19 protein-coding genes and 1 riboswitch are annotated in these 25,066 nt (G+C 43.2%); of the genes, 4 read left to right on the top strand and 15 right to left on the bottom strand.

Translation table 11 applies throughout. The annotated features are described in order from the left end of the window. Positions 1-18: 18 nt before the first annotated feature. Together GKS34_RS21950 and GKS34_RS21955 are read right to left on the bottom strand one after the other, a co-directional pair. On the bottom strand, positions 19-1,491 hold the full coding sequence (locus GKS34_RS21950; RefSeq protein ID WP_163387144.1) for a sulfatase family protein: 1,473 nt from the start codon (positions 1,489-1,491) through the stop codon (positions 19-21). A gap of 151 nt (positions 1,492-1,642) precedes the next feature. Next, complete coding sequence (locus GKS34_RS21955) at positions 1,643-2,704, bottom strand: DUF4407 domain-containing protein (protein WP_163387145.1); 1,062 nt, start codon at positions 2,702-2,704, stop codon at positions 1,643-1,645. A 322-nt stretch (positions 2,705-3,026) separates the two neighbouring features. Between GKS34_RS21955 and GKS34_RS21960 the strand changes: the two genes are divergently transcribed. From GKS34_RS21960 to GKS34_RS21970, 3 genes are all read left to right on the top strand, one after another. Further along, positions 3,027-3,674, top strand: coding sequence for an SGNH/GDSL hydrolase family protein (locus GKS34_RS21960; protein WP_163387146.1), 648 nt, complete (start codon positions 3,027-3,029; stop codon positions 3,672-3,674). A gap of 460 nt (positions 3,675-4,134) precedes the next feature. After that, positions 4,135-5,331, top strand: a complete 1,197-nt coding sequence (locus tag GKS34_RS21965) for a porin (RefSeq protein ID WP_163387147.1) — start codon at positions 4,135-4,137, stop codon at positions 5,329-5,331. A 71-nt stretch (positions 5,332-5,402) separates the two neighbouring features. Then, a riboswitch (SAM riboswitch) is annotated at positions 5,403-5,504 on the top strand. Between the two features lie 121 nt (positions 5,505-5,625). Continuing rightward, positions 5,626-6,804 (top strand): trans-sulfuration enzyme family protein, encoded by a 1,179-nt coding sequence (locus tag GKS34_RS21970; protein ID WP_163387148.1) that lies wholly within the window; start codon positions 5,626-5,628, stop codon positions 6,802-6,804. Positions 6,805-6,816: 12 nt separating this feature from the next. On the opposite strand, the gene GKS34_RS21975 is transcribed toward GKS34_RS21970, so the two are convergent. The 4 genes from GKS34_RS21975 to GKS34_RS21990 form a co-directional block, all read right to left on the bottom strand. After that, on the bottom strand, positions 6,817-8,259 hold the full coding sequence (locus GKS34_RS21975; RefSeq protein ID WP_163387149.1) for a DUF1501 domain-containing protein: 1,443 nt from the start codon (positions 8,257-8,259) through the stop codon (positions 6,817-6,819). Positions 8,260-8,268: 9 nt separating this feature from the next. Further along, positions 8,269-11,487: a DUF1553 domain-containing protein gene (locus tag GKS34_RS21980; RefSeq protein ID WP_163387150.1), complete on the bottom strand. Its 3,219-nt coding sequence runs from the start codon at positions 11,485-11,487 to the stop codon at positions 8,269-8,271. A 143-nt stretch (positions 11,488-11,630) separates the two neighbouring features. Next, entirely contained in the window at positions 11,631-12,938 is a 1,308-nt protein-coding gene (locus GKS34_RS21985; protein ID WP_163387151.1) for an efflux RND transporter periplasmic adaptor subunit, read from the bottom strand. Between the two features lie 13 nt (positions 12,939-12,951). Further along, positions 12,952-14,289: a TolC family protein gene (locus GKS34_RS21990; RefSeq protein ID WP_163387152.1), complete on the bottom strand. Its 1,338-nt coding sequence runs from the start codon at positions 14,287-14,289 to the stop codon at positions 12,952-12,954. Between the two features lie 235 nt (positions 14,290-14,524). Here GKS34_RS21990 and GKS34_RS21995 point away from each other — a divergent pair, with 235 nt between their 5' ends. Next, the gene (locus tag GKS34_RS21995) at positions 14,525-15,340 is read left to right on the top strand and encodes an aminotransferase class IV (protein ID WP_163387153.1); all 816 of its coding nucleotides are present in this window, start codon (positions 14,525-14,527) and stop codon (positions 15,338-15,340) included. Between the two features lie 11 nt (positions 15,341-15,351). Here the strand turns inward: GKS34_RS21995 and GKS34_RS22000 are convergent, their stop codons facing one another. From GKS34_RS22000 to GKS34_RS22040, 9 genes are all read right to left on the bottom strand, one after another. Beyond that, the gene (locus GKS34_RS22000) at positions 15,352-16,146 is read right to left on the bottom strand and encodes a thymidylate synthase (RefSeq protein ID WP_163387154.1); all 795 of its coding nucleotides are present in this window, start codon (positions 16,144-16,146) and stop codon (positions 15,352-15,354) included. Between the two features lie 18 nt (positions 16,147-16,164). Beyond that, positions 16,165-17,211: a dTDP-glucose 4,6-dehydratase gene (rfbB, locus tag GKS34_RS22005; protein ID WP_163387155.1), complete on the bottom strand. Its 1,047-nt coding sequence runs from the start codon at positions 17,209-17,211 to the stop codon at positions 16,165-16,167. Between the two features lie 59 nt (positions 17,212-17,270). Next, positions 17,271-19,718, bottom strand: a complete 2,448-nt coding sequence (locus tag GKS34_RS22010; protein ID WP_205602133.1) for an exopolysaccharide transport family protein — start codon at positions 19,716-19,718, stop codon at positions 17,271-17,273. A 2-nt stretch (positions 19,719-19,720) separates the two neighbouring features. Then, positions 19,721-20,536, bottom strand: a complete 816-nt coding sequence (locus GKS34_RS22015) for a polysaccharide biosynthesis/export family protein (RefSeq protein WP_163387157.1) — start codon at positions 20,534-20,536, stop codon at positions 19,721-19,723. Positions 20,537-20,622: 86 nt separating this feature from the next. Further along, on the bottom strand, positions 20,623-21,780 hold the full coding sequence (locus GKS34_RS22020; protein ID WP_163387158.1) for a glycosyltransferase family 4 protein: 1,158 nt from the start codon (positions 21,778-21,780) through the stop codon (positions 20,623-20,625). Between the two features lie 515 nt (positions 21,781-22,295). Beyond that, positions 22,296-22,523 carry an FG-GAP repeat domain-containing protein gene (locus GKS34_RS22025; RefSeq protein WP_163387159.1) on the bottom strand — a complete coding sequence of 76 codons (228 nt, stop codon included), beginning with the start codon at positions 22,521-22,523 and terminating at the stop codon, positions 22,296-22,298. A gap of 9 nt (positions 22,524-22,532) precedes the next feature. After that, positions 22,533-22,904, bottom strand: coding sequence for an ASPIC/UnbV domain-containing protein (locus tag GKS34_RS22030; RefSeq protein ID WP_163387160.1), 372 nt, complete (start codon positions 22,902-22,904; stop codon positions 22,533-22,535). Continuing rightward, positions 22,876-23,121 (bottom strand): hypothetical protein, encoded by a 246-nt coding sequence (locus tag GKS34_RS22035; protein ID WP_163387161.1) that lies wholly within the window; start codon positions 23,119-23,121, stop codon positions 22,876-22,878. Before GKS34_RS22035 ends, GKS34_RS22030 begins: the two co-directional genes overlap by 29 nt. A gap of 154 nt (positions 23,122-23,275) precedes the next feature. Then, positions 23,276-25,054 (bottom strand): RagB/SusD family nutrient uptake outer membrane protein, encoded by a 1,779-nt coding sequence (locus tag GKS34_RS22040; RefSeq protein WP_163387162.1) that lies wholly within the window; start codon positions 25,052-25,054, stop codon positions 23,276-23,278. Positions 25,055-25,066: the final 12 nt, after the last annotated feature.

Consider the following 25,066-nt stretch of genomic DNA (forward strand, 5'->3'; position numbering starts at 1 on the left):
GCTGCCCGGGTTGAATGGCTAACGACCAATTTCCAGGTAATTTTCAGCCCTCAGGCTATCATCCCTGTCGTACAGGTAATTCCATTGTTTCATGTACTCATCGGCGGGTAAAAACTTATCCCCGGTGGCTTCCAACTTCTCTGAAAGTAACCGATCCAGGTGATTTCGTAACTGTTCAAAAGCAGGCAAATCTACCAAATTGTGCATTTGAAAGGGATCCATTTCGTTATCATAAAGCAACCAGGGTCCCAACAAGTCTTTTACATAAGTGTACTTTTTTGTTCGAACCCCCCTGTATTCACGCCCTCCGTTTTGAAAAGACCATTGATGAAAGGGAACCGGAAGCATGATCAACGCCGCTTCATTACCCAATTCCTGCTTTTGTATAAGAGCCTGAGAAAAATCCCTTCCCTCTACAGACTCTGGTATTTCCAATCCGCTCAACCCCAATAAGGTTGGGAGTATATCAGGGGTATTAATAGGGTCTTGCACCGCGAAGCTTTCCATACCTAGTAAATCCGGATAGTGGATCAACATCGGCACTTTGATGGACTCATCCCAAGGCCGCTGTTTTTTCAAAACACCTTTCGAAAACAGCATGTCTCCGTGTTCGGAAGTAAAAACAAAAATGGTATTATCGTCAATACCCTCAGCATGAATGGCCTGTCGCAAATCTCCCAAAGCCTTATCTAAAGCCGTGCAATGAGCATAGTAATCGGCCATCACCTGTCTTGCGCTATCACGAAGATGTTCCGGAACATTATCTCTTAATTGAATTTCATCAGGTACATACAATTCCCTAAATTCAGCGGGTGCTGTATGATAAGGAGCGTGAGGGGGCCCCCAGGATAATACCAATAAAAAAGGTTGATCCGCATTTTTCTGAATAAAGCTAATGGCACTATCGGTCTGTGTAAAGGCATCGTACCCTTCCCATTCATGCCTTTGATCGTTTTCATCAAAATAAAAAGAATTGTTGTAGTTGTGACCCACTTCCCTTACTTTCCAATAATCAAACCCTTCCCTCCTTTCCTTAGGCACGGGTTGGTCCCTTCCACTGAAAGGATGAGTTCCCCGGGGATGGCCATTTAGATGCCATTTACCAATATACCCTGTCTGGTAACCTTCTTTTTTTAAAATTTCTCCTATGGTTAAGGTTTCCGTTCGAAAGGGTTTGTCGTTATAGAAAAGTCCATGGGTGAGCGGGTATTGACCGGAAATGAAACTTCCCCTCCAGGGAGCACACACAGGTAAAACCGCTACTGCATTATGAAAAACAATACTTTCACTGGCAAGTGAATCAATATTCGGAGTTTTCACGGACGAATTTCCTGCATAACCGACGGCTTGTGCGCGCCATTGATCTGCCAGGACAAATACGATATTAGGTGGCTTATTAATTCTGGTCTTTCTCTCTTTCTCCTTTTCGTTACAGGATATAATACTACAAGCCCCCAAAATAAACAGCAACCAAATTAACTGCTTTTCCATAATTACCTGAAATAATTTTCAGTGAATATGAATAAAATTATTGTATCATTCCAAAAACTCTATTCACATTAATCATGATCTTTTTAAACAATTGAAAATAAAACCCGCTATTTAACATTTTTCACTTTATGATCTAAAGATATTTTTTTCGTTACCAGATCGTTTCGCCAGCTATTCGTTGGGATTTTTTACGAGGATAAAGTTCATCAAAAACCTCTCTTCTCAATTGTCCCTCTTTCGTTTTTTTATACCATTGCTCCTCCCCTGCCAGGACAATACCTGCTTCATGGAAATCCAGCAACTGATCATAGGGGCCTCTGCTACCCATCAGCTTGACCAGAATGGGTGCCATTTCTATCATAATAAATAGAAAAATAATCATCCAATTGGCCCAATAGATCGCTGTATTTTTCAAAGTCAAATCCCTGAAAGTCTGCAATCTGGCCGCCAATCCATCATAAGCATCCAGGGACACCATTTGGTTTTGAAATTCCTGTTCCTTCAATACATTGATTCTCCTGATTTCCGCTTCCAGATCCTGAATCCTGCCCTCGTTCAGCTTCTGGGTATATTGGTAATCCTGCTCTGCCTGATCCAGTTGCTTTTCTTTCTTTTCCGCATTTACGCCAATGCCCGCAAGCCCGGTGGTCCCTTCTGTTTTTACGCCAAATCTCTCCTGATCATATTCCTTTTGCTTTTGGTTTCGAAAATCCTCTTTAGCGGCAATCCCAGCCCTGAGACCCTCAATTTTACTTTCCAAATCATTGATTTCCGGATACCCTTCTGCAATTTTTTCCCTGCTAGTTTCTATCGTAGCCAGACGCTGTTCATCCAGTTCTCTGTTGATTTCCTTTTCAAAAATCCGTAGCTCCAATGGTTTGGCAATAACCAGCGCGATCAATAAGGCCAACACCAATCGGGGAAGGGCTTGTTTGAATTCCGGAAAAAATTGATCCTGCTTTTTTATCGTGGAAACGATGTAGCGGTCTAAATTAAAAATCATCAAAGCCCATATCAAAGCAATGACCAAAATCACCCAAAAAGAGGTGAAAACAGTAGATAATGCATAGCCTACAGATAGTCCTGCAAAAATAGCCGTAAAAAGGACCGTTGTCCCAATCCCTATAAACCTGTTTATGCTCGCCGGACACCTCCGCACCAATGGCAGGTAAGCACCGGAACAAAATATCAGGAATTTCTCTACATTATGCATCTATCATATAATCTTTTGAACATTGCCACTCAAAATGTATACCATGGAAGTTGCCGTGCACACCTGGAAAAAAGAAAAATCGTACCTTGAGATTAATTATATATAACCATCTATATTACAGCCACATATATTTTTATAGCCGGGCCGAAGGAAAGAAAATACGATCCGGAAAATTTTCCATTAGGCCTCAGCTAAGCACCTGGATGCATCAAAACCCGAAACTGTACGCTATTTCTGTCCGTTTTTGTGACAGTCATTTTTTCAACAGGTTTTAATTCTTCGAATTATTATAGTAGTTTAGGTTCCGTTAACGATTTACCCCATGAAAAATCTATTATTCCTTTCCTTGCTTTTTTTAATCCTTTCACCGGATTCCTTTGCTCAGGATCCCGGCCGCTTTTCCGATCAGGTCAGGCAAATAACGCAGGATTATCCGCCGCAGGATTTTCAGGCTTCGGTGGTTTTTACCGGAAGTTCTACCATCCGAATGTGGAAAAGTCTCCAGGAAGATTTTCCGGAAGAAAAAATTGTTAATAGTGGTTTTGGTGGCTCTCAGGCTAGCGATTTGCTTCATTACCTGGATGAATTGGTGCTGGATTACCAGCCCGAAAAGGTTTTTATATATGAAGGAGATAATGACCTCGCTGCAGGAAAATCCATCGAAGAAATCGTTGAAACTTACAATCTGATCGTTACCCAAATCCATTTAGACCACCCGCAAACCGAAATTATTTTGATTAGTGCCAAACCCAGCATAGCTAGATGGGAATTGGCGGACAAGTACAAGGAACTTAATGCTGTCTTGAAAAAATACGCCAGAGGGAAGAGAAAGGTATCTTACGCTGATCTTTGGAATCCCATGTTAAACGCCAATAAAACACCAATGGAGGATATTTTTCTGGAGGATAACCTTCACATGAACGCCAAGGGTTATTCCATCTGGGCAAAGCAAATTAAGAAATATTTGTAAGTAGCGAGATCTATTTAATCTCGTCTAGCAGGTTGTATGCTTCATGCAATTCAGAAAAGCGTTTCCTTTTTCCTGATTTTCTTTCCACTAAGTATTTGATTCAAATAGGCTGGCATTAACCCCATTTTTGAAGTAGAAATTATTCTCGATTAAACCTTTAATTTCTTGGGTAATCGCATAGTATCGGCCATTTTTATTCGAATCAGTATTTTTCTCATAGCTCAATTTGAAATCTGGTCTCCTGTTTCCTCTTGTAGATATATTCGAACTTTCAGTAGGCCATCGGTATAAGAATCTTTTTTCCTGATTAGTCAATTTTTATCTTTGCAGGTATAGTAACATAAAATTAACATTTATTTAACAAATGATTAATATTAGATACCGGTAGGCTTACCTCTCGTTAGAACCGATCTTGAAACCATCACAAAAAAAATGAGTGCGTAGCAAAGTCCAATAAAGTATGCCATTGAAAACGGTTTGTATTTTTATTTTATTAGGGTCCCTCCAGGGCAAAATTTTGGCTTTTCAGGAGCAGCCTCCCCAGAGCGAAACGTCCTATAGTTCGAGAGGCTTTCAGTTTACCTCTGCTGACGGCTTGTATCGATTGCAATTGGCCGGCAGGCTGCAATTCCGTTTTGCTACACCGGCTGACCAGGATCCAATCACATATGATGACTTCTTTGAGCAAAAACAGAACCTATTTAAAATCAACAGGGCACGGTTCAAAGTGGGGGGGCATGCCCATAAACCTTGGCTAAAGTATTATTTCGAATACGAACTTTCAGCATCCCGCCTGCTGGATTTTAGGGTAATGGTCGAAAAATGGCCTTGGTTAAGCTTTAAATTCGGGCAGTGGAAGTCAGAATATACCAGAGAGAGGGTGATATCCAGTGGCAACCAGCAGATGATGGAGCGCTCGATTATCAACCGGCCTTTTACCCTGGACAGACAGCAGGGAGCGACCATTTACGGCAGATGGGATGGCGGCGGATTGGCCAATTTTAACTATCATCTTATGGCATTGACTGGCACAGGGATTGGCGCGCGAAATAACGATGACAGCCGACTTATGTATTCGGGCAGGTTGCAATGGAATTTTCTGGGAGATGGAGTAGCCATGTCAGGATCCGCTTTAGAATTTTACTCAGAACCAGTGGCTTCCCTGGCGCTGGCAGGAAGCACCAATAGCAGTCAGTACACGCGCTATTCATCCCAGGGTGGGGGCCAATTGGTTGGGTTTGAAAATGGATCCCCGGGACAATACCAGATGGACCAATTCCTGATCGAAAGTAGTTTGAAATACAGGTACTTTAGCTGGCACAGCGAATTTCACCGTAAAAACATATTGGACAGGGAAACAGATCGTTTAACAAGGCTTCAGGGTTGGTTTGTTCAGGGAGGGATTTTACTAAATCCTAAGCAAGCAGCAAGTGAGGGAACCAAACTGGAGCTTGCTGGCAGGTATGCCCTATTCCAGCCAGAAATGGAGTTACAAGGAAATCGGGAAAGAGAATATTCCTTGGCCTTCAATTGCTTTTTTAATGATCACTTGAATAAAATGACGGTAGATATAACCCGTTTTGATTTTGAAGAGGAATCTGTTAACCGGGAAGCTTCAGGCTGGAGATTCCGGGTTCAATATGATTTTTCATTTTAGCCGCTCAAATCCGGCCTCGGATTTGGATATGACCCATCCGCTCCTTTTATTTGCAATTAATTCAGGAAACTGATTTATAAAGAAGAGGCGAGAGAACAGGCTCTGTGAACCTCTGGCAACCTTCCGCCCATCGGAAAGGTGCCAAGACCTGACCCAATTGGGACCGATAAATTAGACGATATGAAAACAAAAATTGCTCCCCACCCTTCCGAACCGCTACCCTCTTGGCAACGTTTTTTGCTGAGTGCGAATAATTTCCTCTTTTCTTACAAAATCCTCTGAAATAAACCATTCATGGACTATAAAAATTTTGAAACCCAGGCAGTGCGCGTTGCTGCTTCTTCCTCTGATCAGCGGGAGCATTCAGCCCCCATCTACCTAAGCTCCAGTTTTGTCTTTGATTCAGCAGAACAAGCCCGGCAAATGTTTGCCGATGAAATACCAGGAAATATTTATTCCCGGTATGCAAATCCAAACACCAGTGACTTGATAGAAAAAGTATGTGCCGCCGAAGGGACCGATTCAGGGGTAACAACTGCTTCCGGGATGGCTGCCATGTTTGGTAGTATGGCAGCCTTGTTGAGTCAGGGAGATCATGTACTCGCCTCCAGGTCTTTGTTCGGTAGCACCCATCAATTATTAACCCGGGTATTTCCTAGATGGGGCATTTCTCATTCCTACGGGGATATTTCTGACATAGGCAATTGGGAAAAGCTGGTTCAGCCGACTACCAAAATGGTCTTCGTCGAAACTCCTTCCAATCCCGGGCTTGAAATCATAGATTTAGAATACATCGCCAACTTCGCCAATGCACATAATCTTATTTTAGTCGTAGACAACTGCTTTGCCACCCCCTACTTACAGCAGCCAGCCAAATGGGGAGCACATATCGTAACCCATAGTGCAACCAAATTTATCGATGGACAGGGACGGGTATTAGGGGGCCTGATTCTGGGAAAACAGGAATTGATCAATGAGGTTCAATTCTTTATGCGCCACACAGGCCCTTCGCTGTCACCATTCAATGCTTGGGTTTTAGCCAAAAGTATGGAGACCCTTGCTGTCAGAATGGACAGACACTGTGAAAGTGCCTTTAAAATTGCCAGCTATTTCGAAGGAAACCCTGAAGTAGAAGGTGTGAAATATCCTTTTTTACCATCCCATCCCCAATACAGGCTAGCAAAAAAACAGATGCGCCATGGCGGGGGTATCATCACGCTAACCCTAAAAGGGGGACTGAGTAGAGCCAAAAATTTTATTGACCGCCTTCAGATGATCAGCGTCACCGCCAATCTGGGAGATAGCCGCAGCATCATCACTCATCCAGCGTCTACTACCCACAGCAAATTGACCGAAGAAGAAAGGGAACGTGTAGGAATCCTTAACGGTCTGGTCAGGCTTTCGGTCGGTCTGGAACACGTCGACGATATCATCCTGGATATAGAACGGGCGCTGGATCAATCTAAAGTTTAATGGTATCAACGTCTAGGTAAGAATACCTTTTACTACCTTACCGTGCACGTCGGTCAATCGATAGCGTCTGCCCTGGTGTTTAAACGTAAGTTTTTCGTGGTCCACTCCTAATAAATGTAATAAAGTGGCCTGAAAATCATGTACGTGAACCGGATCCCGGGTCACGTTGTACCCCAGATCATCTGTCTCACCGTAAGTAAAACCTTTCTTTACCCCGGCTCCTGCCATCCACATGGTAAAGCAGTTGGGGTGGTGATCCCTGCCGTAGTTTTCCGGGGTCAGGCGGCCCTGAGAGTAACTGGTTCGACCAAACTCTCCTCCCCAGATAACCAGGGTATCTTCCAACATGCCTCGTTGCTTCAAATCTCTGATTAAGGCAGCGGTAGGGCGATCCATACTTTGGGACATGGTAAGAATATCTTTGGGGAGGTTTCCATGCTGATCCCATCCTTTGTGATAAAGCTGTATAAATTTGACATCCTTTTCAGCTAGTTTCCGGGCCAGCAGGCAATTCGCTGCATACGTTCCCGGTTGGTGTACCTCAGGTCCATACATATCCGTAATGTGCTCCGGTTCGTCGGAAATATTCATGGTTTCCGGAACAGAGGTCTGCATCCGATAGGCCATTTCGTATTGCGCAATTTTAGCATTGATTTCCTCATCATGGGACTGCTGATAACCTAAATCGTACAATTTCTTTAAATGATCCAGGTAATTTCTGCGGTCCCTTCCCGAAATACCAGGTGGGTCGTTCAGGTACAACACCGGATCCTTTCCGGAACGAAATTGTACGCCCTGATGAAGGCTGGGCAAAAAGCCGTTTCCCCACAAGCGGCTGTAAACCGGTTGGGCTCCCTGTTTTCCCTGCGAAAGTAACACACAAAAGGAAGGGAGATTTTCATTTTCAGATCCCAGACCATAACTTACCCAAGAGCCTATGGAAGGTCTACCGGGTTGCTGGGAACCGGTTTGAAAAAAGGTTATGGCAGGATCGTGATTAATGGCCTCCGTATACATCGATTTCACCATGCAAATATCATCTGTAATACCGGCGATATGTGGCAAAAGCTCACTTACCCAGGCCCCTGATTCCCCGTATTGCTTAAAATCGTAGACAGATCCAACCATGGGGATGGACTTTTGCCCGGCAGTCATCCCTGTCAGTCGCTGCCCTTGCCGGACACTGTCCGGCAATTGGTCGCCATTTCTTTTCTGCAACTCGGGTTTGTAATCAAACAATTCTAGTTGAGAAGGTCCACCACTTTGGAAAAGATAAATTACCCGCTTTACTTTTGGTGAAAAGTGAGTGCCTCCACCGAGTCCTCCCGCCGGGGTGGCTCCCAACTGAATTGGCGTTACCAAAGAGGAAAGGGCCAGACCTCCCAAGCCCAGGCCTGTTTTACACAAAAAATCCCTTCTCGAATAATTGTTGGTATGCTGGCATAAATCAGACATGGCGGCTTCTTATCTTTTGGTATAAAATTCGTAATGGTTAAACAGCAAACTCGCAACCATGGTCATTGCTGCCGTCTTTTCAGGCGAAATATCCTTATCAACGGGGAACTCTCCCACTGAAATTAAATTTTTGGCTGACTCCAAGTCATCACCAAATCGTCTTCGTTCCGCCTCATATAGTTGCTTCAATATTTCCAGTTCTTCTTCATCAGGATTTCGACCCAGGGAACGCTGAACGCCAAAGGTAACCTGCTGGTCAAGATTCCGTTCACCTGCTTTCAGCATCTTTTCCGCCAAAACCCGCGAAGCCTCGATTACCTGTGGATCGTTCATGAGAACCAGCGGTTGTAACGGCGTATTGGTTTCCTGCCTGCTGACCATGCATTCCTCCCGATTTGGCACGTCAAAAGTACTCATGGAAGGAGGAGGTGCCGTCCTGCGAAGAAAGGTATACATGCTTCTTCGATACAGACTTTCCCCGCTGTCTTGTTCGTAGTTATACAAAAAATAGGAAAACTCACCCTTTTCTTCCCATAAACCCGGCGGCTGGTATGGCTTCACACTGGGACCACCCAAGTTGCTGACCAAAAGTCCGCTAGCCTTCAAATAGCTATCCCGAATAAACTCTCCTTGAAGCCTGTGACGAGATCCCCGGGCCAATAAAACATTATCCGGATCCTTCTCCAGAAGTATTTCATTTGTTTCAGAAGATTGCCTGTAGGTAGCCGACATGACGATCTTTTTAATCAGGTGTCTCAGATCCCATCCATTTTCCATGAAATCTACTGCCAACCAGTCCAATAATTCGGGATGACTGGGCAACTGTCCCTGACTTCCAAAGTCATCCACTGTGGGTACAATGCCTCTACCGAAAATCCGATACCAGTATCGGTTTACCGTAACCCTGGCTACAAGGGGATTTTCCCTACTGGTCAGCCATTTCGCCAAACCCAGCCGGTTTTTAGGCCAATCGGGAGAAAAGCCGGAGAGGATTTCGGGAACAGCAGCCTGAACCTCCTCCAGGGGAGCATCGTAGGCTCCTCTGTCCAACACAAACGTTTTCCTTGGGCTACTGCTTTCCTGCATCACCATGACCTCTTCGATCCCTGCCATTAAATCTAGTTTTTCTGCTCGCAAATGAGCGAGGGAATCCCTGATTATCGCCCCTCCAGCATTTTTCCAATAATTTACGTGGGCAAGCCTTATTGTTGGATCCGTGACCTGCTCCCCTGAGTCTTCGGAGAAAATCCAGGCTACTTCCCATGCTGTCAAATCCCGGTTAAAAATTTTCAAATTTGCCAGGCTTCCAGTATAGATACCGTCATCACCGCTAAAGACCCGATAGCTTCTTCCCAGCCTCAACGCTTTATCTATAGTTTTGTAACTCGTATTAATAGGAAGAATACTTTTATACAGATTGTCTTTTTCAATCAGCTTGTCTGCCTCCTTTCCGTTTACATAGAGTTTTAGTCCCTGGGCTTTTCCCGAACCGTCATAAGTAAAAGTTACATGCGTCCATTGGTTGGACGGAATGGTCTTTCCGCTAATTTTGATGGCATTATGAGGTAGAGCATGAATCAACTGAACATTGACTTGATTCAAACTATCCAAAAATAGCTCATACCCCCTCCAATAAGTGTTTTTATTTCCAATATTTCCTAAAATAAACCGATAAGGCTCGATGGTTTCCGGATTAACCCATATACTGTAGGAAAATGCCTGATTCATTTCAAATAACCCTGTTCCGGGAATTTCGATAATATCGTAATCTTCTTTAAACCGCAAGGCATTCTCTCCCGGAACCGGCCCGGGAATTATCTCAGGACTTCCCGAAACCCTTCCTTCTGTCCCTTTTTGTTTGGATAAGGTAATTTCATTAGCATAAGAACTAAGTGGAAAATGAGCCAGCAAACCCTTATCGATGGTATTGGAAGGTGAAATCTGGGTAGTTCGCAGATCACCGTCAAGATAGGAATCGGCTAATTTTGCTTCCAGCCTGTTAATTTCTTCCTTGATGCGGGCGATTTCAGCATCCGTCTTTTCATCGGTAAATAACATCATGGGACCTGCATTTTTATCATCACCGGTCATTCCCACTTCGTCTACATTGTTATAAAAAGCAGCTAAACTAAAATAATCTTTTTGGGATAGGGGATCAAATTTATGATCATGGCATTTGGCACATTCCAAGGTTAGTCCCAGAAATGCTTTGGCGGTGGTTTCAGATCGGTCAAAAACATATTCCAGGCGGTACTCTTCGTCAATAATCCCTCCTTCCGCTGTCATCTGATGGTTACGATTAAAGGCTGTTGCCAACACTTGCTCTTTATTCTTTTCCTCCATCATGTCTCCCGCAATTTGCCACTCAACAAAACGATCGTAGGGCATGTTGGTCTGAAAGGCTTTGATTACCCAATCTCTCCAAGGCCACATCATCCGGATGCCATCCGCATGCAATCCATGAGAATCGGCATACCTGGCAACATCCAACCAATCCAATGCCATCCGTTCGGCGTACGAATCCGAATGCAATAATTCATCCACGATTTTTTCATAGGCATCCGGGGAGGTGTCTTGTCGAAACCGTTCTACCATCTCCCAATCAGGCGGCAAACCTGTCAGATCCAGTGCCAATCTGCGGATAAGGGTGGTTCGAGAAGCTTCCGGTGAGGGAGACAATCCCTCTCTGTCCAGGCGGCTAAAAATAAAAGCGTCAATTTCGTTTACGACCTTTTGGGAATCTTTTGGTTCAGGCAAGGAAGCCTTTTGCGGCGGAATATAGGCCCAATGCGGCTGGTAAACTGCCCCCTGCTCAATCCATCGAATCAAAATGGCTTTTTCCTGGGCCGATAAACTAAGGTTAGATTCGGGAGGGGGCATTTGTTGATCCGGATCCTCTGAAATAATGCGATGGTAAAGACCGCTTCTTCCAGGATTACCTGGAAATACGGCCTTTTTCGTCCAACTTCCTTGAAGCGACTGGTAAGCACCCGCTTCTGTATCCAGTCTTAATCCGGCTTCCCGTGTATTGGGATCCGGTCCGTGACAAGAAAAACACCGATCGGACAAAATAGGCTTTACATGTAGGTTGTATACTATTTTTTCAGGAATACGATTCGCTTCCACCCGAATCGCCTCTGGAGGATTCGGACCACAACCCCATAATCCAAAAACACTGATCCCTAAAAGAACCCAGTGGTAAATGAAGACACTATTTGACCTAATCATACAATAAAAGCAGGTGATCAGGCTAAAATAAGAAAAAAAATACTACAATTACGAAAATGTGCCTAACAAAATTTATTGAAAGTCAGTCGTTTGAAAAGTATTGTTTGTTGTGGCTTGACACCTTATTTATAATTGAGATGATGCTATTCGTTTGGGGCGGTTGGTGCTTCCATCAATTTTACGGGCTTGTCATTTTCCAACTGGGTACTAACTACAAAATAAGGGCCGGTAATCACTTCTTGTCCTTCTTCCAGTCCCTCCAATATTTCAATATTTTCAAAATCGGATATTCCGGTTTTCACTTCCTGAATTTTTGCGACCTCACCTTCCCGTATAAACACCAGTTCTTTCATGCTACCACTTGCATCCCCCAGATCAACGGTTTGTCCCGGCCGAGTAGTTACCGCAGCCAACGGGACAGAAAGCACCGACTCTTTTTTCTCCGTAATGATTTCCACACTCGCTGTCATCCCTGGTCTGAAAGGGAAGGGATTTTCATTTGATATCAGTTCCTTATAGGAATCATTTATAAGTCTTATTCGCACCTCAAACTCCGTAACCGCATCTGAACTTGCCTTTTCGTTGGCGGAATTGGCTATGGCTGTTACCACACCCGTGAATTTCTTCCCGCTAAAGGCATAGGCATCCACATCAATCAGCGTCGTGTCTTTTAAGCTAATTCGGACGATATCATTTTCGTTCACATTTACCCGCACCTCCATGCGGGACAGGTCTGCAATACGCAGCATTTCGGTACCAGCCATTTGTGCTGTACCCACTACTCGCTCTCCCTGTTCTACCAGCAAGCTTGAGACCACCCCGTTTGTGGGAGAATACACATTGGTTAATCGAAGGTTTTCAGCTGCTTCATCTACTGAAGCCTGGGAACTTTTTATGATATACTCGGCAGCCAAAACAGATTGCCTGGCCGCTTCCAGGTCATTCTGAGCCGTTAAAAAATCCGCTTTCGCCTGTTCAAAATCGGCATCCGAAATGACTTTATCCTCATACAATTTCGAATTTCGATTAAACGAAAGCTCAGTCCTGTTAAATTGGGCTTCGGACCGTTTTAGTGTAGCTTTGGCCTGAGCGAGATTCGCCAATTGCTGGTTTAAATTTGCCTGAGCTCGGTCTAATGCGGAAATGAAATTATCCGGTCGGATTTTTACCAGTAAATCCCCTTGCTTTACTGAATCGCCTTCGTTGACGTTCAGTTCTATGATTTCACCCGCTACATCCGGGCTCATTTTTACTTCCGTTTCGGGTTGCACCACTCCAGAAGCACTTACCTTCTCCACAATATCTCTTTTAATAACCTCGCCAACCTCTACTTCCAAGGGCTTTTCTCCCCCAATCCACCCTGCTTTTCTTCCAATAACCGTGACTATTACCAATACAGCCACTACGGCCAATAGGATATAAATTAATTTATTCGACTTCTTTTTTGCCATGATTTTGGTTGAATTATAGTGTAAGGGGATTTCCCAGGTAAAAGTCAAGCACTTTCACACTGAAAACATATTCATATTTGGAAGTAACAAGATCTGCCTGTGCGTTGAAGAGATTGTTTTGGGCTACCTGAAAATCCACTGCATTGATGGCTCCTACGTCGAATCGCTGCTGCGCCATTCGAAAAGCTTCCTCCAAGGCCTCCACACGTAGTTGTGAACTTCTGTAGGATTGCCTGGCGGCATAGGCAGAAGTGTAGGCAGACTCAATATCCTGTCTCAGCAGGTTCTTAACTTCAATTTCCTGGATTTCACTCAATCGCTTCTGTACCCTGGCCCGTTGTACACCGGCTTGGTTTCTAAAATTGGAAAATATTGGAATGGATAAACCTACGTTTGCTGACTGGGACAGGTTGTTTTCAAATTGCTGCAATATGGGGTCCGACGTAGTAAAATTAGTTTGATCCACATAATTGGAAAATACATTCGCACTCAGGTTGAGGCTAGGAAGGTAGGCGCCTTTGGCTATCTTTATACCGTATTCCGCTGCCTGGACGCCATACTCAGCAGCCTTAATTTCCGGTAAAGAACTAACGGCAACCGAGTAGATCTGTTCCACTCCTTCAGTGCCAACTGACAATCCGTCCACTTCAAGCTCCGGAATAAGAATATCAAAATCTTCTGTAAAGGGCAATTGGAGGGCCTGAGACAGGTTCAATCGAGCGATCCTCAGATTATTTTCCGCATTGATTACTTCCAGCTCATTGGTAGCAGTCTGTGCCTGCAAATCCAATTGATCCGCCATGGGCAGAGAACCGGCAGCTACTAATTTTTGAGTTCTAGACAGCTGGTCCCTACTGGTGGTTAATTGCGAATTTGCGATTTTGAGTTGTTCTTTTGCGAAAGCTATATTGATAAATAAATTAATTGTATTCAGGGTAATATCATTTCTGCTTGCCGCCAGATTCAACCTGTCCGTTTCTACATTTAAGGTTGCCTGTTTCACACTATTGCGAATCTGTCCTCCGGCAAAAATAGGTAAACTGGAGCTTGCTGATATGTTAACGTTTCCAATTCTTCTGGTTTCAAAAAGATTCGTAACGGGGTTGATAGACCTTCCCCATCGGAATCCAGACGAGCCTCCCATGGAAAAGGATGGCAAATGCTGTCCTCGTGTTTCCATCAAGGTGGCTTCTGATGACACCAAATTCAACTCGCTTCTTCTCAAATTGAGATTGTTCTCCAAAGCGATAGCAACACACTGTTCCAGCGATAATTTTCCTGCGGTATCTTGAGACCATCCAGCGCTAATTTGACCTAGCCCTAATAAAAATACCAGTAAAATGTGTTTCATAAAATAATGATATATTGAAAATTACCTAAGCAACTAAATTGATGCAAGAGATGACTATAAAGTTAATAAAAACTTTTCAACAGTATCCAAAATTGATGCTAAATTCAGCATTACTCACAAGTTTATGCTAATATTTGCAATTGTCCCCCCTGGACCTGATTTTTTAATTAAATTTAACCTTTAAGGAACTAATTAAACACAGACTGTCCCTAATCGGACACCCAATTGTACGGTAATGAAACATTTTCTTTCGAACAGCCAAAATCCGTTTAAAGAAATCGATTCCCTATCCTTAAACAGGGCGATGCTTTTTGGAGATGGTATTTTTGAAACCATGGTCTACAGTAGGGGTGCAATCCGATTCAGGGATGCGCACCTGGAACGGGCAATCCGCAGTCTAAAAATTCTCCGCATGCCGCCCAAAGGGCACCTTGATATTGCCCGGATCTCAACCCTTATCAACAGCCATTTTGACCGCGAAAAAACATATCGGATTCGCTGGACTATTTTCCGTAATGGGTTGGGTAAGTATACGCCATTAGAAACTAATTTTTCCGAACTAGTCACGATCTCCGATTTTCAGGCAGCCCCTAAAATAAAGGAAACGGCATACATCAATGAATCCATTCGATTGTATGATTTTCCATGGGCAAACTGTAAAACCCTGAATGCACTTCCCTATGTATTGGCGAACCAAGAAAGAATGGAACGAAAAATGGACGAAGTAATCCTCCTGGATAGCAAGGGTTTTTTATCTGAAGCAGGGAGCTCCAATCTTTTCTGGTGTAAAAAGAGACGAATCGTAACCCCCTCCCTAAATCATGCCTGTGTGGCTGGTATTGGAAGAAAACACATACTGGAGCGGCTCAGTAAATTAAAAATACAACATACTGAGGGTAGTTTCCGACCCGATAACCTTATGGACGCCGATCAGGTTTTTGTGAGTAATATTTCCGGAATCAGTTACCTGAAATTTATAAACGGACGGCAGTTTGATACCCGTCCCATACCGGAACTGGAATCCCTGTTTGATCTCAGTATTCCAAGCTAAACCAGTTTTTTTTAAACCGATACAGCAGCCTTAATATGCGGATGTGGATCATAATTCTCCAATAGAATATCCTCATAGGTAAAGGAGAAAATATTTTTTACATCTGGATTTAATTTCAACTGTGGCAAAGGCCTGCATTCGCGGCTGAGCTGTAGTTTCGCCTGATCCAGGTGATTGTTATACAAGTGAGCATCTCCAAAGGTATGGATGAATTCTCCGGGTACGAGATCGCAAACCTGAGCTATCATGCTTAAGAAGAGGGCATAGGAAGCAATATTAAAAGGTACGCCCAAAAACACGTCTGCACTGCGTTGGTATAGTTGACAAGAAAGCCTTCCATCCGCTACGTAAAACTGGAATAGCAAGTGGCAGGGAGGCAGCGCCATCTGGTCCACATCTGCTACGTTCCAGGCACTAACGATAAGACGACGTGAGTTTGGGTTGGTTTTGATTTGTTGGATAAGATTTTTGATCTGGTCGATTTCACCGCCTTTTCCATCTGGCCAGTGCCTCCATTGGTAACCATAAACGGGGCCAAGGTCGCCTTCCTCGTCTGCCCATTCATCCCAAATGGAAACCTTATTATCTTTCAGGTAGGAGATATTGGTATCTCCTTTCAAAAACCAAAGCAATTCGTGAAAAATAGAACGTGTGTGACACTTTTTGGTAGTTACCAGAGGAAAACCTTCTGAGAGATCAAACCGCATCTGGTACCCAAATACACTCAAGGTGCCGGTACCTGTACGATCTCCTTTTCTGACACCATTGTCTAAAATATGTTGAAGAAGCTGATGGTATTGTTTCATAATCTATAATCTCTTTTCTTAACCGTAATGTTGCTGGTAATATTTCAGGTAATCGCCTGATGTGACCCCGCTCAGCCAGGCCTCATTTTCCAAATACCAATTTACCGTCTTTTCAATGCCCGATTCAAAGGTCTGAACCGGACTCCATGCCAACTCCGAATTGATCTTTGCCGCATCAATAGCATAGCGTAAATCATGCCCTGCCCGGTCCTTGACAAAAGTAATCAGTTTGGCAGATTCTCCGTCCTCCTTTCCCATTTTCCGGTCCATGATTTGGCAAATAAGCTTTACAATGTCAATGTTCTTCCATTCGTTAAAACCGCCGATATTATACGTCTCTCCTTTCTTTCCTTTGTGAAATACCAGATCAATGGCACGGGCATGGTCTTCAACATACAGCCAATCCCTAACATTTTCTCCCTTACCATAGACGGGAAGGGCTTTCCCTTCTTTGATATTATGAATACAAAGGGGAATCAATTTTTCCGGGAATTGATTGGGGCCGTAATTGTTTGAACAGTTGGAAATCACCATGCGCAATCCGTAAGTATTGGCGTAAGCTCTTACAAAATGGTCGGAAGCTGCCTTTGAAGCAGAGTAGGGAGACTGGGGATCATATGGGGTATGTTCAGTGAAATAGCCGCCATGATCCAGTGATCCATAGACTTCGTCAGTAGAAACATGGTAAAAAAGATGATTTGGTAAGTCTTTCCAGAAATTTTTTGCCGCATTTAACAAATTTACCGTACCCATCACATTGGTTTTCACAAAAGACAAGGGGTCTGAAATAGACCGGTCTACGTGGGATTCTGCTGCCAGGTGGATCACATCTGTTATTTGGTAATCATTAAAAACCTGCTCCAAACGCTGAGTATCGTTTATATCCACTTTCGAAAAAACGTAATTGGGCTTATCTTCAATGTCGGAGAGGTTTTCCAGGTTTCCGGCATAGGTGAGACAGTCCAGATTAATAATACGGTAATCGGGATATTTGTTTACAAAAAGTCTAACGACATGCGAGCCTATAAACCCGGCTCCTCCGGTGATCAAAACAGATTTTTTCATAATTCGTGTATCCAATCAAAATAACATGTAAATCTCCAAAAGCTTTGTCAAAAAGCCAATCATACCTTAAATCTATTGATAAGTTTTCTAAACCATCCGGATTTATACACTGGCTCTTCGGAATAATATCCTTCTCCGTACCTATTTTTTTTCATGTAGGAATAGTTGTAACCGTATCCATAATTATAACCCCCAAAATCATAGGTATCGCCTCCGCTTTTTAGACCGTTAAAAATGGCATAAAAATTTCTTATCTGATCATTAGCATACAGGTCGTTTATCATCAACAGTTGGTTTTTGTGGGTAAAATCATGCCTGACAATGTACAAGTTAACATCAGAAAAGCGTAACAAATCCATGGTTTCCGAAACCAAACCTACCGGAGGACAATCCATGACAATGATATCAAATTCCTGCTCCAATTTTTCCAAAAAAGTATTCATTTTGGATTTTAGAAGCAATTCTGCCGGATTGGGAGGCACGGGTCCGGATGGCACCATCCATAAATTCTCGTATTTGGTAGGAATGATAATTTCGTCGGCGGTATCCTTATCTATTAGATAACCTGACAATCCTTTCTTGCTGGATATATCCAGGTAACTGGAAAGCTTGGGTTTTCTCAAATCCAAGCCTAAAATGCAGGTTTTTTTTCCACTCAAGGCCATTGCGGAGGCCAGGTTTAGGCTGATATATGTTTTTCCTTCCCCGGAAACACTTGAGGTAACCAGTATTTTTTTGCATTTTTTCTCGCTTGCGATATAAAACAAGGCAGATCGCAGAGATCGGAATGATTCTGAAGCCAGGGATCGCGGGTGCTCGGCTACCAACAAATTGGTATCCTTGTCACTGTATCCAATCGTACCCAACATAGGGATCTTTAGGAGACTTTTTAGTTGTACCTGGTCCATGATACGATTATTGAGGTAATGGAATAGCAACAAAAAACCCAGGGGAAGAAAAAAACCTAGTCCTAAGGCATAGGAATAATTTTGGGTTTTCTTGGGATAGATCAGTACTCCCCTCTTGGCATAATCCACGATGCTGTTATCCGGTACATTAGAAGCTTTTGCGATGCCGGCTTCTGCCCGCTTTTCAAGTAAATAGGTATAGAGATTTTCTCGCAACTTAAATTCCCTGAAAATGGAGGAGTAGTCGGATTCTGCCTCGGGGAGATTTGCAAACTGGCGATCAAAGGTTTCCAGCTTTTTCTGGTAATCCTCTTTCTTGCTCTCGGTATTGCCAACCAGGTTACTAATATTTTCAAAAATGTTTTCCTTCAACCGGCCGATTTGCTGATCTAAAACTGCAACATCAGGATGAGTATCCTGCACTACTGCCAATAATCTTCTTCTTTCAAGAGAAAGACTTACCAGTTGCTGGATAAGGTCATTAAGCAGGCCATCCGAAATGCCAATCAAGGAGGGAGCCACTATTTCCTCAAAGTTCCCTGTTTTGCTAATCAGGTAATCTTCAAGGGTTTTATAATAGGCCAATTCGAAATCAATGGATTGGATGTTATCTTCCAGCAATTGAATACTGTTCAAGACGCCACCAAATTCGGCATCCACATCCAGCATTTTATTGTCTACTTTAAACTGCTGCATCCTACGCTCCACGGAATTCAACGAATCTTCTACGATAAATAGCTGCTCTTCAATAAATTTCAAAGCATTTTCTGAGATTCGGTTTTTTTCTCTGAGGTCGTATTCCAGAAAGGAATCCATCAGTGCATTTACATAATCACTCCCTTTTTCTACGATTTTGGTAACCATGCTTACTTCCAAAACCGATCCGTAATTGACTAATGGTCTTACCTGCACGGCACCAGCATACCTTTCAATCAGTGATTGGGGAGAATGAAGCAAAAACTCATACTCATCGTACTGCCTTGATATATTCTGTAGGTAAACGGTGAATTTTGCTTGCCCTCCTTTTATTTCCTCTCCAAAATGAAATTCCGTTTGGAAAATATCCCGCTCCTCCTCCAGGTATTGGTAGCTCATAAAAAACCGATCCAAAAACATGTTTTCACCTGGTAAAAGGCGGTAGGTAGAATCGGAAAGAATGTGAATACGAATTTTTTTATTTACCAATTGGGGAAAATCCCAGTCCACCTCTACCCTGATCGGGCTGTTATTATATAACTCAATTTCCTTGATATTGGTTGAAGCAAAATAACTGACATCAAAATGTACTTTGCTTAAAGCCTCTGCCGCCAGGTTTTTTGAGGAAAATAGTAAAATATCATTGGTCAGGTTGTCCCCTCCGGAAAAAATATTGGAACGATCCAGAATTCTTACCTCTGGAGCCAGGTTACTTTTTATCATGACACTGCCTTTCACTTCGTACCTCTCCATTGTGTAGCGATGAAAGAGAAATACAGCGAGCACTCCTATCAGGATACAAAAAAGGTATAGTGGCCAGTAACGAGAGTACTTGATGATATAATACTTAATATCAATCGGCCTCTCCTGTTCTTCAAATTTGGATAAATCTAAATTTTCCATAATCAAAAAATTCCGGAGCTGATGCCATAAATAAACATCATCGCTGTAATGATAGAGATGCCCAACTGAAGGCTTGCTGAAAAGTTTTCCCCCGACCCAATTTGCCGTATCTGCATCGGTTGCAAATACAAAATATCATTGGGCTGAATAAAATAAAATGGCGAGGCAAGTAATTGCCGGTCATTAAGGTTGATTTGATGTATTCTCGTCCCCCCATCGTACTGCCGAATCAAAAACAGTTCATTTTTTCTTGCAAGGATATTAGATTCTCCAGCCATTGAAATGGCATCAAAGATTGTAGCCCTGTTTTTTAAAATTATTTTTGGCCCTACACTGTTAAATTCTCCCAAGGTGGTGTATCTGATTCCGCCAATCCGTAACCTAACTTCTACATCCTCTTTAAAATAAATACTAATGGCTTCCTGTACCTTATTTCTGGCCATTTCCTCGGTCAAACCGGATAATTTTAGCTGCCCCAATACCGGCATTCGGACAAAACCATCTTTATCCAGCGAATAGCCTGAAAAGTAAAAAATATCCATGGCACCTCCCCCGGCCCCACCTGAACCGCCCCCGCGGCCTGCTGCTGCGCCCTGGTAATTAAAGGCCCGGAGTAATTCTTCGTTAGAGGATGCGAAATCAATATCCACAATATCGTAAGGTTGAAGAACGTATTCGTAATCTACCTCTGCATAGGGTATGAATTCACCCAAAGCGATAGGCTCATTTCCTTTTAAATTTTGAAGGTAATTGATTCTTTTGTTACTGATACAGGAGGAAACCAGTACCGCAGACAACACTACTAAAATCAGCCTCATTGGGTAAAAATTCATTATGACCGTCCTCAAAATTAAGCAAATAGACTTATTTACGAAATTTATAATTGCTTTTAATTTTATCAACGTTATTTTCTATTTAACATGCGGTTATATGCCTTTAAAATACTCCTATGCATGGATTTTCGTTCGTATCCCTGGACCACTTTCTCATGAAGCTTCTCTGCAAAGCCTTGCATTTCGACCCTTTTTACAAAAGCAAACTCCAGGGCTTCCTGTAGCACATCTGCTTTGCCCACGGGATATATCAGCGCCGTTCTCTTGTGAGTGGCTATCTCTTTATTGCCATCAATATCCGAGCAAATCACCGGACAACACATGGCTCCCGCCTCTAACAATACGTTAGGGAAACCTTCCCTGTGGGAAGGATGCACCAGCACATCGCATAGTGCCATGTAATGCTCCACATGATCCGACCAGGGAATGTGAATAATTTTAGGATGATCTTTAATTTGATTTATGGTTTTTCGTTCCAGGGGATTCAGATCCTGTTCAAAGTCCCCAAGCAAAACCAGTTTGGACCGACTCACAATTTTTGATCGAATAAATGCTTCCACCAGGTCAGCAATTCCTTTATCTTTCACCATCCTGCCCACTGCCAAAAAAACAAACTCATTTTCTCCAGGCGCGATACGCATGGTAGCCGCCACCAAATGATTTTCCTGCAAATTGGACCTGCTGAACCGCTCCAGGTCTACTCCGTTCGAAGAGCCATTTCCGATGACACTGACTTTTTTTTCGTTTACCAATTTTTTACGAATAATGTAATCCTTCAGAGAGTACGCATTTGGCCAGACCTCACTAGCTAGCCGAAAGGTTGTTTTCTCTACCAGGGAAAGAAGGATTTGCTGAGTCTTTGACCGTGAAACCAAAGGCAGGCCAGCCAAGGTATGGATACGGACAGGAACACCTGCAAGCCTAGCTGCCATCATCCCCAAAAGCCCGGCCTTTGGAGTATGAGTATGCACAATATCTGGTCGCTCCTGTTTAAATAATTTGTACAGCAGCCACAGGCAATAAAGATCTTTTACCGGTGTGATCTTTCGGGTAAAAGGAATAATCACTTTTTCAATATGCTTTTCGCTTTTTAAAATAGCCTGCCATTCTTTCCCTTCTGAGGAAATGGCCAATACCTGGAATCCCTCTTCGGCCATAAACCGTAGTTGGTGTTTGATCAATAATTTCAGAGAGAGGGGTACGGTAGTGATTCTGATTAATTTTGGCATTCAAAAGGGCTGTTAATTTTAAAAATGTAAATATACCGCTAAAATTAATAAAGCTAGGATTTATTCGGTTGATCCTGGATATTCCAAAAACCTGGCAGGTGTTCCGCTTTCATTTCTGGTTGCAACCCCTTGCATCAAAAACGGAAAAAGTATGGAAAAAGTGTCCCCATGCCAGCACTTATTATACGGTTTAGCCTGAACTGTATGTTATTTTATCTCAGAGGGAACCGCTAGCTTTCGTACCTGCCCCGAATCGGCTGTTATTCCCATTTCCTGAGCCGCTGGGGGGGGGTCAGCCAGCGGGTGGACTGAGACAAAAAACCAGATTCATGATACAATTCCTTACGAATAGTATTCCCACCCTGCAAATGGAAAATAATCGAAAAATCGAGTGGGTCAGAAAAAAAAATAAGTCGCTGAATCCACTTTTTCATCCCGATCCATATCCGTCCACAAGGCATCACTAACCATCCCGATGTCTTTCAATCCTGGTGCCAGGCTATCGGTCATGTCCGCTAGTTTACCTCCTTCCTTTTTAATAAGACATTTTTACCGGAAAGTGGGTAGTGACCTTGACCGGATCGTGCGGCAATAAACAGTTCTAAAAATCCGTCTCCGTCAAAATCTACAGCTCTGACGACTGTACCAACTTCATGCAAGTCCGGCAAAGCATCTTGCAAAAGACTAAAATGACCATTCCCGTCATTTTCATAAAGCCGATCGCGATATACCTCTTTGTCCATTGACAGTTCCTACCGCCCGTCCAGGACCAAACTGGGAAAATTTGTGAGGAAGGGTTCGTTGTATATTGAAATCCCCGCATCCCGTTCCTGGTAGTCAATAGCCAAACCGAGTTCCTCCTCAACTTCCCTAAAATAAGGCTCCTTTAAGATCGAGACGGAGTCATGATGCGCTTCTATCATGGAGGCATCTTTAATATCCTGGATTATTACTTGATTTAGCGGTACGTTGCGGAGTTTTTGACTGGACGAGTTTGACCAGTACACCTCTAGCGATTCGACAATGGATCGAATTCCCAAACCAAAATGAATTACATCCTCAACAGGAGAAATGTATCCTCTGGCAGTATAGTGTTCATGAAATAGGGTCTCCCCGTTGCACAAGGTGATTATCTACTTCATTCCCAGCAAAGAAAAGATCAGGCAATCCATCCCTATTAAAATCAGCCATCCCCACTCCCGCTCCATTGTAGATAAACTCTTCAGTCAAAATATTAAAGGAGTCTGTTTCGATGATGGCATAAGTGAAATCAATACCTGATTCGGCAGAGGGAACTAGCCTGAAACGGCCTGCATTTTCTGGATGGCAGGAAGAAAACATAATTCCAAAAACGAATATCTTCCAAGCTACATGCTGTTTAATTAACTACATACATCCAATTTAACAGAATTTAATTGACTGAACTAAATTTATAACACAAAAAAGGTGAGATAAAAACCTCACCTTTTTTTAATATTTATTCTTTTTAAATTAGTTACTGAAATGCGGGATCCTGAGTTAAAGTTGGCGCACCATCCTTAAAGGATCTTTCGATCGCTTCCAATGGTACAGGGAAAAATTCATGGACTCCTTTTTCGAAGGAAACGCCTTCAAGATAGGTCCTTTTTGTCATTTCTTCCTCCAGGTATTCATTCATTGTTTCCGCAGCAATTCCCCATCGCTGAAGATCAAAGAATCGGTGTCCTTCCATTGCAAATTCAAGCCTGGTTTCCATTCGCACTGCCTTGCGCGCCTGATCCTGATCAGTCCATGGGCCAGGGTAAGTCGAAATTACGTAATTAGCAGCCGGCTCGCCTTCAACGATCGTAAAATCGTTTCTTTCCGCTCCTTGAATTGCTCTGGGAACAAATCCGTCAGGATTTGCCGCACGTGTACGAATAAGGTTTACCAATTCCCTGGCTCGTTCCAGATTCCCAAGCTCTACTTCTGCTTCGGCAAGCCATAGAATCACCATACCTAAACGCATGATTCGGTAATTGTTTGCAGACAACCGGGGATTGGCACCAATTCCGAAAAATTCTGGCTCGGCAACATGTTTTATAGGCGAATAAGGACCTGCATAGCTTTGGTCTCTGATAAAGTCACTTCCATGAATTTTGTATCCTTTATAGAGAATATCTCTTCGTCCTACGGTATGATCAAGCCTTGGATCCAGAGGTCCATCGTATGGATCAAAAGGATCATCCCAGGCCAATCCCTGATCATTGGGAACATCTACTTCGTTAAAGGTATCCAGTAACGGCAGCCCATTAGCTGTAGTTTTGTATGCATTTACCAGATTTTGGGTAGGTTGGTAAAACCCACAACAGCCCCAAGGATCGGTATAGGGATAATTCAGAGTTGTTCCTTCGTTAGCAGCAGCCGTAGTGGCACTGGAAATAGAAAACTGAATCTCAAAAATGGACTCCTCGTTGTTTCTTCTGCCTACCAGAAAATTTTCCTGGAAAGTAGCGGTTAACGAAAAGGGACCATTCACTACAATATCTTCCAAAAGCGTTTTTGCTTCCTGTAAGACCGCCGTGTTTGCTTCGCCAGTAGACTGATCCCAACCCTGAAACATTTTAGATTTGGCCAAAAATGCTTGCGCTGCCCACTTTGTAGGTCTTCCCGGATCGGATTGAACCTCGGGCAACACATTCATCGCTGCCTGAAAATCGGCCTCTATATCCGGCCATATTTCGCTGTCATTAGGAACTTTACTACTTTCAAGATCGGAAAGTTCAAAGGTTTCATCGTCGATATAAGGAACTCTCTCCCACATTTTTCGAGCTTCCATGTGAAAGAAACCTCTCAAAAACCTGGCTTCAGCGATAATCTGAGCCCTTCGTGCGTCCGTAACGTCTTCCGCTTCTTTCAGGGTGTTCAATACATCATTGGTTCTGGCTACTCCTTTGTAAACCGCTCTCCACTTATTTCTTAGGTGAAGATTGGTGGGCTGGAAATCAAAGGCTTCCAAAAAGGATTGTTCCGGCTGATCACCGGCATCGGTGCCTTTGTAGGCATCATCTGATACAACCCCTCCATATACCCAATTATCAATGGTTCCATTCCAGCCAGATTGACCATCCAGGCCGTATCCGTCTATCATGGCATAGGCGCCAAGTAAAATTCCTTCCACACCCTGTGCATTTTCCAGCCCCACGGTACTAAATTGCCCCTGAGGTATCGTCTCCAGAAATTCCTCCTGACAGGAGGTAGTGGACACACCCAATACCAAAGTAGCAGCAGCTATTTTAAAATATGTATTTTTCATGTGATTGCTTCT

The sequence above is a fragment of the Cyclobacterium jeungdonense genome (genome assembly GCF_010994275.1).
In the GTDB taxonomy this organism is placed as follows: Bacteria; Bacteroidota; Bacteroidia; order Cytophagales; family Cyclobacteriaceae; genus Cyclobacterium; species Cyclobacterium jeungdonense.